We start from the raw sequence: 255 nt of genomic DNA, 5'->3' as shown, positions 1-255 counted from the left end.
GTCCAGATCGTGGTGCGGTCGGGAATCTGGCTGGAGTCGCGCAGGCCAGCGAAGCGCTGGAAGCTCAGCCGGTCCAGCAGTTGGAACTCCATCTGTTCGTCCGAAAGATTGAACAGTTGCTGGATCAGCAGGATACGTACCATCACTTCGGTCGGGAACGGCGGCCGACCGCCGCGTTCGCGGCCTGGCCGTGGCGCAGCAGTATCGACCGCATCAGCTAGCGCCGCGAAGTCGACATGCCGCTCCAGCACTTGC

At 63.5% G+C, this 255-nt stretch carries 1 protein-coding gene; it reads right to left on the bottom strand.

The features are described from left to right. Window positions 1-255, bottom strand: a 255-nt coding sequence (locus GTP44_RS26950) for a transposase (RefSeq protein WP_161021813.1), incomplete at both ends; no start/stop codon positions are given.

The organism is Duganella lactea, from assembly GCF_009857505.1.
Lineage (GTDB): Bacteria > Pseudomonadota > Gammaproteobacteria > Burkholderiales > Burkholderiaceae_D > Rugamonas > Rugamonas lactea.
This window is presented reverse-complemented; position numbering and strand designations above follow the sequence as displayed.